Annotated in this window: 8 protein-coding genes; 7 read left to right on the forward strand and 1 reads right to left on the reverse strand. The window is 74.9% G+C overall.

The genetic code is table 11. From position 1 onward, the window contains the following. Positions 1-9: 9 nt before the first annotated feature. Complete coding sequence (locus tag ABEA87_RS32765) at positions 10-1,161, reverse strand: FAD-dependent oxidoreductase (RefSeq protein ID WP_345636250.1); 1,152 nt, start codon at positions 1,159-1,161, stop codon at positions 10-12. Between the two features lie 58 nt (positions 1,162-1,219). On the opposite strand from ABEA87_RS32765, the gene ABEA87_RS32770 reads away from it, so the two are divergent. The 7 genes from ABEA87_RS32770 to ABEA87_RS32800 form a co-directional block, all read left to right on the forward strand. After that, positions 1,220-1,810 carry a TetR/AcrR family transcriptional regulator gene (locus tag ABEA87_RS32770; protein WP_345636252.1) on the forward strand — a complete coding sequence of 197 codons (591 nt, stop codon included), beginning with the start codon at positions 1,220-1,222 and terminating at the stop codon, positions 1,808-1,810. After that, on the forward strand, positions 1,803-2,669 hold the full coding sequence (locus ABEA87_RS32775; RefSeq protein WP_345636254.1) for an HTD2 family dehydratase: 867 nt from the start codon (positions 1,803-1,805) through the stop codon (positions 2,667-2,669). The genes ABEA87_RS32770 and ABEA87_RS32775 overlap by 8 nt, the downstream gene beginning before the upstream one ends. 109 nt (positions 2,670-2,778) lie before the next feature. Next, positions 2,779-3,300, forward strand: coding sequence for a hypothetical protein (locus ABEA87_RS32780; RefSeq protein WP_425570996.1), 522 nt, complete (start codon positions 2,779-2,781; stop codon positions 3,298-3,300). Continuing rightward, positions 3,300-4,832, forward strand: coding sequence for a hypothetical protein (locus ABEA87_RS32785; RefSeq protein ID WP_345636256.1), 1,533 nt, complete (start codon positions 3,300-3,302; stop codon positions 4,830-4,832). The genes ABEA87_RS32780 and ABEA87_RS32785 overlap by 1 nt, the downstream gene beginning before the upstream one ends. Next, positions 4,829-6,196 carry a VWA domain-containing protein gene (locus tag ABEA87_RS32790; protein ID WP_345636257.1) on the forward strand — a complete coding sequence of 456 codons (1,368 nt, stop codon included), beginning with the start codon at positions 4,829-4,831 and terminating at the stop codon, positions 6,194-6,196. Before ABEA87_RS32785 ends, ABEA87_RS32790 begins: the two co-directional genes overlap by 4 nt. A 21-nt stretch (positions 6,197-6,217) precedes the next feature. Then, the gene (locus tag ABEA87_RS32795) at positions 6,218-7,333 is read left to right on the forward strand and encodes an ATP-binding protein (RefSeq protein WP_345636258.1); all 1,116 of its coding nucleotides are present in this window, start codon (positions 6,218-6,220) and stop codon (positions 7,331-7,333) included. Next, a partial coding sequence (locus ABEA87_RS32800) for a DUF5682 family protein (protein ID WP_345636259.1) occupies positions 7,330-10,254 on the forward strand: 2,925 nt, incomplete at its 3' end. The genes ABEA87_RS32795 and ABEA87_RS32800, both read left to right, overlap by 4 nt.

Here is a 10,254-nt window from a genome sequence, read left to right on the forward strand (position 1 = left end):
ACGTCCGCCTCAACCGATCCGCTCGCCGGCCAGCACGCTGGAGAAGCGCCGGATCAGCGCCGTGTACCCGCCACCGGCCAGGCGCGCCGGCACCAGCCGGGTGGCGAGCCGCACCGGCAGCGCCGGCGGCCGGTTGGTGGTCTCCCGCGCGGCCATCCGCGACACCCGCCGCACCCGTACCGCGCGCAGCCGCTCGTACCGGCGTAGCCGCGCGCCGGGGTCGCCGCCGCCCGCCAGGGCGCGCCGCAGCAGCCAGGCATCCTCCAGTGCCTGGTTGGCGCCCTGCGCCTGACTCGGTGGGAACGCGTGCGCGGCGTCGCCGACCAGCGTCGCGGGGCCCCGGCCCCAGGCGTCGGGCACGGCGTGCAGCACATGCGGGTAGCGGCCGAGGTCCGCGTCCGTGATGGCGCCCAGCAGTTCGGGGACCGGCGCCGCGTAGCCGGCGAACCGCCGGGCCAGCGCGGCGGCGGTCGGGCCGTCCGGCAGCGGTCCCTCGACGTCGAACCACCACTGCAGCAGCCCGTTCCCGGCCGGCATCAGCCCGACGAGCCCGGCCGGGCCGACCACCAGCAGCGCGGTCGAGCCGCCCGCCAGCCCGGGCAGGATCGGGGTGAGCCCCTGCCACGTCGTCCAGCCGACCTCGGTGGCCGGCTCGCCGCCCAGCACGCCGCGGCGCACCGCCGAGCGTTGCCCGTCGGCCCCGACCAGCACGTCGGCCGTGTGCGTGTCCCCGCACTCGTCCACGACCGTCACCGGGTGGCCGGGCGGCGCCGGCTCCACGTCGACCCGCCGCGCGGCCCGGCCGAACGCGACGGTGCCGGCGGGCAGCCGGGACGCCAGCAGTCCGATGAGTGCCTCACGGGGCACGGTCACCACCGGGAAACCGGTCCTGCGCCGCATGACCGTCAGGTCCACCCGGGCGATGGTCGGCCCGTCGGCGTGGCGGGACTCCAGCAGGTCGATGCGCCCGCCGATCGAGGCGGGCAGCGGGGTGCCCAGGCCGTCCAGCGCCGCCGCGCCGTTGCTGAAGATGGTCACTCCGGCGCCGCCGGTGCGCAGGGCGGGCGCGGCCTCGATGACGCGTACCCGGTGGCCGTCGTCGAGCAGGCCGCCGGCGAGTGCGAGGCCGCCGATGCCGGCGCCCACGACAAGTACGTCCACAGTGGACTCCTATTCCACTACGATCGTTGTACTACGAATGCTGCCATAGAATGCGGTCGTGCCGCCATCCAATGACCGTCGCCGGGCCGACCTGGCCGACGCCGCCATCGCCCTGCTCGCCGAGGTCGGCGTGCACGGGGTGACCCACCGCGCGGTCGACACCCGGGCCGGCCTGCCCGCGGGTACCACCTCCAACTACTTCCGCAGCCGGGAGGCGCTGCTCGTGGCGGCGGCGCGGCGCGTGGTCGAGCTGCATCACGCGGACATGACCCACGCCGCGGTCGGGTACGTGCCCGGCGGCGACTCCCGCGAGCGGGTCATCGAGCTGATCGCCGGCTCGCTGCTGCTCGCCGCGACCGCGCGGCGGGACCGCTACCTCGCCGTCTTCGAGCTGCGGTTGGAGAGCCTTCGGCGGCCGGTCCTCGCGGAGACCCTCGACGGGCTGATGGAGGCGGCGGAGCGCTTCACCGCCGGCTACCACGAGTCGCTGCGGCTCGACCTTCCGCCGTCGGCCGTGCCGCAGCTCATGGTGCTCTACGGCGGTGCGCTGTTCACGCTGGTCAGCGCGCCGCCCGGCTCGGTCACCGAGGCGGCCACCCGCGCGCTGGCCACCGCCATCGTGCACGGCGCGCTGGGGCAGGATGGCTGAGGTGCAGACCTGCCGCGAACTCATCACCCCCGGGCCCGCCGAGGAGCTGGCCGCCCTGCTCGACCTCGAGGTGCCCGGGGCGCTGCGTGACGGGTTCCTACCGCCGCTGTGGCACTGGGTCTACCTGCTCGACCGGCCGCGCCAGGATGAGCTCGGCGCCGACGGGCACCCGCTGCGCGGCGTCCCCGCCCCGCCCGGCCCCGGCTGGCTGCGCATGTTCGCCGGCGGCCGGGTCACCGCGTACCGCGCCGTGCGGGTCGGTCGCGCCGCCACCCGTACCAGCGAGGTGGCGCGCACCGTCGAGAAGTCCGGCCGGTCCGGCCCGCTGACGTTCGTGACGGTGCGCAGCCGCATCGAGCAGGACGGCGCCGTGGCGGTCGTCGACGAGCAGGACATCGTGTACCGGCCGCCGGGCTCGCGCCCGCCCACCGCTGCGCCCACCGTCCCGGCCGGCGGGGCCGTCCCGGGCCCGAACGGCGCGGATCCGAACGGCGGCTCCCGGGCGCGCGGCGCTTCGGTGCGCGGCACTCTGGAGTTCGACGTCGACCCGGTGGTGCTGTTCCGGTTCTCCGCGCTCACCCACAACGCCCATCGCATCCACTACGACCTCGGCTACACCACCGGCGAGGGCTACCCGGATCTGGTCGTGCACGGGCCGCTGCAGGCCCTGCTGCTGGGCGAGCTGATCCGCCGGCTGGGCGTGGACCCGCTTGGCAGGGCGTTCTCGTACCGGCTGGTCGGGCCCGCGTACGGGGCGCAGCGGCTGTCCGTCGCGGCCACCGGCGACGGCCCCGACCTGCGCGTGGAGGTCCGGGACGGGGCCGGCCGGGTGACCGCGACGGGCGCCCTGGCGGCCTGACCCACCCCACGCCCGCGTCTGGTAGAAATACCGGCACGGATGGCCGGTGCGCGTGGGGCGCGCCCCACGGTCGGCGTCCGCGAGCCGTCGGGGGCGGAGGTCGAGTGGCGTGGACGCGGAGAACACCGCGTGGCAGCGGCGCAGCGCGGTGCGGGTGGTGCCCGGGGTCGCGCCCCGCAAGCTGGCGAAGGTCCCCTTCGTCGAGCTGGCGGACGGCCGGCTGCAGGGCGTGGTGTCCAGCGGGTCGGACGTCGAGCGGGTGTACGTGTCGTCGATGAGCGCCGGCGAGCACGTGTACCACTGCAGCACCAACAACAACCGGCCGTGCGGCGGGCTGCGCGGGCAGCCGTGCAACCACCTGCAGGCGCTCGTCGACGAGGCCGTGCTGCAGTACGGGGTGCCGCGTGTGGCCCGGTACCTGCGCGTCGAGGCGGGTGACGAGGTGACCACCGGAGCCGGGCTCATGGCGCTGCTGCTGGACGGCCGGCACGAGCCCTCACCGGCGGCGGTCGTGTTCAGCCGGTTCCTGCGCCACCTGGCATACCTGGAACTGCCCGAGACCACCGAGCCCATCCCCGAACTGCACTGGTTCCCGGCCGGCGGGATGGCCGGCGCCGGGACGGTGAGCTGATGCTGGGCACGCAGCTCGCCGAGCTGGTCGGCACCGACCTCGACGGGCTCGCCGAGACCCTCGACGTGGTGGCCGGCGTCGACGACGCCCTGGTGCATGGCCTCGCCCGGTTGGACGAGCGGTCCACCGGCGCGCTGGCCGCGCTGGCCGGAGCGGTGGCGGCAACCCCGCTGGGCCCTCGGGTGGCGGAGGCGGTCGAAAAGATCGCCGCCGGCTCGGTCGCGGGTGAGCACCTGGTCGCGCTGGCCGGCGCGCGCACCGCGCTGTTCGGCGCGGTCCACGACGCGCTGCTGGCCCGGTTCGACGCCGCCCTGGGCCGGACCCGGGACGCCTGGCCGGAGCCGGCCTCGCCGCCCGCCCCGCCACCGGTCGCACCCGCACCGGACGCACCCGCGCCGGTCGCACCCGCGGCACCGGGCGGGGTCGCCGAGAACCTGCTCGGCGGGTGCCGGTCGTGGCTGCACGAGCTGGCCACCGCCGGCTGGCGCGGCGTCGACCAGGACCTCGTCTCCGCCTCGGGCCAGCTGATCGAGTCGGCGCTGGCCGAGCCCGGCCTGCGCCGGCTGGCGGTGCTGCTCGACGGGCTGGCCGCCGAGTTGCGGGCGCTGTGCCCGGTCGCGGCGGCCGACCGGCTGCCGGTGCGCCGCTGGGCCGACCTGTGGGCCCGCGCCCTCCTGCTGTCGCAGCCTCCCCCACGGTCCGCCGGGGGAGCGCAGCCGGAGCCGGTGTTTGGCGCAGGCGAGCACCCCCAACAACCCTCTGAGGGCGAGGGTGCGGCCACCGCGGTGTCGGGGCGGTTGCTGATCCTCGGGGTGGACGTGCACGAGCACGGCACGGCGGTGCAGGTACAGGTGCACGGCGTGCTGGAGCCGGCCGGTGGCGGCCCGCCCCGGCTCGTGCGTACCGGCGTCGCCGCCGCCAAGGTGGACACGATCGTCGGGCCGGCCGTGTGGCGGCTGCTGCGCGGGTGCCCGGTGCTGCTGCGCGCGCTGGCCGAGCACCGCACCCTGGACGTCACGGACCTGCCCCTGCTGCCCGGCGGCGACCTGGTGTGGCACGACGATCGGGCCGGCGCGGGTGAGGTCGCCGACCCGTTCGCCACCGCCCGGGTGCTGCTCGCCACCGCGCACGCCCCGGCCGTGCCGCCCCTGCAGCGCCACCCGGTGCGGCTGGCCGAACCGGTGCTGCTGGAGGGGTACGCCACGGGCACCGGCGAGGACGGTGAGCTCACCCTGGAGCTGGGCGGGCACCGGCTCGACGTGGCCACCGACCGACTGCCGGCCTGCGGTCCGCTCACGGCCGAACTGGTGGCGGCCTCGACGGCGTGCCTCGGCCTGGTCCGCTGGGACGGCGGCCGGTGGATGGTGCAGCCGCTGGCGGTGCAGGGCACGGTCAAGCGCAAGCCGGTGGCGGCGCACGGCGGGGACTGGGCGCTGGGCCCCACCGACGCCAAGGTGGTCAAGGCACAGGCCAAGGCCGGGGACGCGGTGGCCGTGCTGCGCGAGCGCGCGGGACGGCTGCTGAGGAAATGACCGATCGCGAGCCCGCGGCGGGCGCCGCCGAGAACCGCCGCCAGGTGCTCTACTGGCGGCTGCTCTCGCGGGTGTTCGACGCCGAGGAACAGCCGCCGCTGGAGGCGGCCAGCATGGCCATCGTCGAGGACCTCGGCCTGCCGGCGGCGCTGCTGGACCCGTCGGTGTCGGTGGACACCGTGGTGCAGCGCTTTCCGGACCTGGCCGCCGAGCTGGCGGGCCTGATGGCCCCGGGCGACGACCCGGCGGCCGCAGGGTCGGCCGGCCCGGCCGGCGCGGAGTCGGGCCCGGCCCGGGCCGGCGAGGCCGAGGTGCGCCGGGCGGCGCTGGTGTCGAAGCTGCTGCTCAACGTGTTCCAGACGGGCTCGGGCAGCGTGAGCGCGAGCCAGCTCGCCCGGTGGCAGGCCGACGCCGGCTGGCTGGAGCGCGCGTGCGGTGCCGAGCCCGGCCAGCTGCGCGCCCGTGCCGGCGGCGGGCTCGGCGCCACCCTGGCCGGGCTCGAGGGCGACCTGGTGCGCCGCATGCGCCTGCGGGAGGTACTGGCCGACCCGACCCTGGCCAAGCAGTTGACGCCGAGCATGTCGCTGATCGAGCAGCTGCTGCGGGACAAGGCCAACCTGTCGGGCGTCGCGCTGGCCAACGCCACGGCGCTGATCCGCCGGTTCGTCGACGAGGTGGCCGAGGTGCTGCGCACCCAGGTGGAGCAGACCAGCGTGGGCACCATCGACCGGTCGGTACCGCCCAAGCGGGTGTTCCGCAACCTGGACCTGAACCGCACCATCTGGCAGAACCTGACCAACTGGAGCCCGACGGACGAGCGCCTGTACGTGGACCGGCTGTATTACCGGCACACCGCCCGGCGTACCACCCCGGCACGGCTGATCGTCGTCGTGGATCAGTCGGGGTCGATGGTCGACTCGATGGTGAACTGCACCATCCTGGCGTCCATCTTCGCCGGGCTGCCGAAGGTGGACGTGCACCTGATCGCGTACGACACCCGGGCGCTGGACCTGACGCCGTGGGTACACGACCCGTTCGAGGTGCTGCTGCGCACGAAGCTGGGCGGCGGCAACGACGGCCCGGTCGCCATGGCGCTGGCCCGACCGAAGATCACCGATCCGCGCAACACCGTGATGGTCTGGATCTCCGACTTCTACGAGTTCGACCGGTCCCAGCCGCTGTTCGACGGCATCGAGGCGGTCCACCGCTCCGGCGTGCGGTTCATCCCGGTCGGCTCGGTCAACAGCGGCGGCCAGCAGAGCGTGAACCCGTGGTTCCGCCAGAAGTTCAAGGACCTGGGCACCCCGGTGATCTCGGGCCACATCCGCAAGCTCGTGTTCGAGCTCAAGAGTTTCCTCAGCTAAGCAGGAGCAAGGAGAATCCGCATGCCCGACGAGATGCTGCGCGCCCCGGCCGAGGTCAAGTACGCCGACGAGCTCGACTGGCTGGAGTCGGTCGACGACGGCCCCAAACCGTTCTCCTGGCGGCTCAGCCCGCGGATGGTGCGGCTGTTCGTGCTCGGTTCACAGCGCTCCGACGGGCTGGACCGTGAGGTCGCCCAGAAGTGGTTCGGCGACCCCAGCTTCGTCGAGCGCAGCATCGTGACCCTGGCCTCGGACCGGGGGCTGCTGCTGATCGGCGACCCGGGCACCGGCAAGAGCTGGCTGGCCGAGCTGCTGGCCGCCGCCATCTGCCGCAGCTCCACCCTGGTCGTGCAGGGCACCGCCGGCACCACCGAGGACCACATCAAGTATTCGTGGAACGTGTCCATGGTGATCGCCCGGGGGCAGTCCCGCGAGTCGATGATCCCCTCGCCGATCATGACCGCGATGGAGCGGGGCATGATCGGACGGTTCGAGGAGCTGACCCGGGCCACCAGCGACGTGCAGGACGCCCTGATCTCCATCCTCTCCGAGAAGTACGTGTCGGTACCCGAGCTCGACGACGACGGCATCGTGTTCGCCCAGCCCGGCTTCTCCATCATCGCCACGGCCAACAGTCGCGACCGTGGCGTCAACGACCTCTCCTCGGCCCTCAAGCGGCGGTTCAACTTCGTGCGCGTCCCGGTGGTGACCAACAAGCGCAGCGAGGCGGAGATCGTCCGGTTCCGCACCGAGGAGCTGCTGCGCCGGCACCGCATCGAACTCGACGTGCCGCCGACGCTGCTGGACATCCTGCTGCGCAGCTTCGCCGACCTGCGCGCCGCCTCGGCGGCGGCCAGCAGCGACGATGAGCGGCTGGAGTCGGCCCTGTCCACCGCGGAGCAGATCGGCGTGCTGGAGGACGCCATCCTGCACAGTCACTTCTTCGGCGACCGGGTGCTGCGAGCCGAGACGCTCGCCGGTTCGCTGGTGGGCTCGCTGGCCCGGCGCAGCCCGGAGGACCTGGCCATCCTCAACAAGTACTGGCACGGAGTGGTCGAGCCGCGCAGCAAGGAAGACGGCGAGCCGTGGCCGGCGTTCCTCGAGGGTGGCCGCCAGGCGATCGCCACCCTGTCATGACGCAGGGCCCCTTCGGCGCCCTGCGTGACCAGCTGACCGACGCGGCCGCCGCGCTGGCCGAGCACCCGGACGCGGTCGCCGGCATCCTGGCCGGCATCGTGGACGACGTCGACCGGGCGCTGGGCGAGCGGCTGGAGATCTTCCCGGTCTGCCACCACTCACCGGCCTCGGCGCTGGCCATGGTTCGCCGCCTGCGCGAGAAGCAGCCAAAGGTGATCTACCTGGAGCTGTGCGAGGACCTGGCGCCGCTGCTGGGGGAGCTGCGCAACTGCCGGCTCCCGGTGGCGGTGCAGGCGTTCGCCTCCGAGCTGGACGGCTTCCCGCCGGAGTGGGCGCCGCTGTCGGTCGTCGCGCCCATCAGCGAGGCGTCGGCGGAGTACCAGGCCATCGCGTACGCGCTGGACACCCCCGGCGTCGAACTGGTGCTGGTGGACCGCTCCGCGGACCACGTCTTCCAGTGGCAGCCGCGCGAGGAGCCGACGGCACGCCCGGCCGGCGACGGCAGGGAGCGGCCCGACGGCGAGGACCGGCCCGGCGGCGACGACCCGGCCGGCGAGGCGGAGCACGCCGAACAGGCCGCGCTGCACGGCGACGCGGTGGGCGTCGAGATCGGCGACCTGCGGCCGCGGTTCGCGGAGCTGGAGGCTTACCTGCTGCACCACGGCAAGGTGCGGCACTGGTCGGAGTGGTGGGACCAGTACGTGGAGCAGCCCCTGGTGGGTGCCGACTACGACACGTACCGCCAGGTCATGGTGTTGATCGGCAGCCTGTTCCGGCGGCTGCGGCCGGGCGGCGGATCGGCCGCCGAGACCGGGGCGGCGCTGCGACGGTTGACCGTCGACGAGGACCGCGAGCGCTACATGTGGACCCGGATGCGCGAGCACCTCGCCAGCTCGGGCGCCGAGGTGTCCGAGTGCCTGTACGTGTGCGGGGCCTTCCACGCGGCCAGCCGGGTCGAGCAGTTCGGGGTGGGGTCGACGGCGGCCTTCGACATCACCCCCCGCACCGCCACCCGCTGGCTGTACGGCCTGATCCCGTCCAGCCAGTCCGCCATCGAGGCGCAGTTCGGGCTGGCCGCCGGCTCTGTGTCGATCGCCGCGGCCACCTGGAGCAAGGCGGTGTCCCGGGGCGGCGAGGTGCCGTTCCGGCTGACGGGGCAGAAGGGCGCCCGGAGGCGGTCGGCGCGGGCGCGCGCGGCGGCCCCCACGCCACCCTCGCCGGTCATGGACCGGCTGACCGGCTTTCTGAGCAGCGCGCCGGAGCCCGGCGGCCTGGACTCCGACGAGCTGCGCGCGTGGTGCGTGGACATCGTCCGGCTGGCCCGGCGCAACGGGTACCTGGCCAGCACCGCCGACGCCATCGCCGTGTTCGAGACCGCCATCCTGCTCGCCGGCCTGCGCAACCGAGCCCGCCCCACCCCGTACGACTTCCAGGACGCGGCGGTCACCTGCATCGAGAAGGACGTGGTGCCCGGCCGCCGTGACGTGCGCCGGCTCTGCGAGATCCTGCTCGGCGGCGACCGGATCGGTCAGGTCGGCTACGACGCGCTGCCGCCGCTGGCACGCGACGTCTATGACCGGCTGGCCCCGCTCGAGCTGGACCTGGAGCGGCGCACCGTGGCGCGGGCGCTGCTGGACCTCGCCGCGCGGCCGGAGCTTTCGGCCTGCTCGCGGCTGCTGTGGATGCTGCGGTACCTGCTGCCCGACGACGCGGTGCGCCCGATCATGGGGGAGCGGCGGCTCGGCGAGCGGCCGATCCAGGAGAGCTGGGACCTGGCGATCGGGCGGCACCAGCGCTCCATCATCGAGCTGGGGTACGAGGGCGTCACCGTCGAGCAGGTGCTGGAGCGGCGCCTGCGCCGGGCCGTGTACGCGCCGGACGCCACCGCCGCCGTCGCGCTGGCGGCGGTGGAGGACTCCCTGCTGTACCTGGATTCCCGGCGCGTCACCGACGAGCTGGGTACCCGGGCCGTCGCGTTGCTGGCCGCCGAGCGCGGCGTGGACGAGGCGCCCCGGGTGCTGCGCGGCATCCGCCGGCTGCTGACGCACTACCGGGCGACCGAACCCGCGCTGCCGGCCTGGTGCGAGGCGTTCGTGACCGCCGGGTACGCGCACTACTGCACCCTGCTGCCGACCGCCTTCCTGGACGAGGAGACCGGCGTGCGGCAGGTCGCCGCCATGCTCGGGTTCCTGCTGTCCCTGGAGAGCCTGGCGCTGTCGCTGGGCTGCGACCGGGCCCAGCTCGAGCTGGCCGTGGCGCAGTCGCACCCCGAGGCGCCGGCCAAGGTGGCGCTGCTCTGGGCGGCCCGCCTCGCCCTCGGCACCCTGCCGCTGGCCCAACTGCGCGAGCGCTGCGACGAGCTGCTGGCCAACCCGCTGGTGGTGCCGGCGTTCCCGCAGTACCTCAGCGGGTTCGTGCAGGCGCTGGAGCCGGTCGGCACGCTGGCCCCGTTCGTGGTGGAGACCATGTCCAAGGCGTTCGCGCGGCTGCCCGATCCGGTACTGCTGCCGTGGCTGCCCACGCTGATCACGACCCTGCGCGACAACGCCGCCGAACTGGTGCCGGCGCTCGTACGCGAGGCGGGGCGCACGTTCCCGGCGAACCTGCCGGCCGTCGACTCGTGGGTACCGCCGTGGTCGCGGCCGCCGGCGCCGGTGGGGTCGGCCGCCCCGGCGGCGGTGCCGGTGGCCGGCGGGCCCGTGGCCGATCTGCTGGCGGGCCATCCGGCGGCATGCGACGCGGTGGCGTCGCTGCTGGGCTGCGACGCCGGCTGGCTTCCATCCGGCCCGGCGCACCCGGCCGACGGCGCACCTTCCGCCGCCGCGGCGCACGCCGGCGTGGCGGAGGCGGGTGGGCTGGTGGGCCGGCACCCGGCGACCGCCGGCGCGGTCGCGGCCCTGCTGGTCGCCGGGGCGGGCGTC

The organism is Rugosimonospora acidiphila, from assembly GCF_039543385.1.
GTDB classification, from domain to species: domain Bacteria; phylum Actinomycetota; class Actinomycetes; order Mycobacteriales; family Micromonosporaceae; genus Rugosimonospora; species Rugosimonospora acidiphila.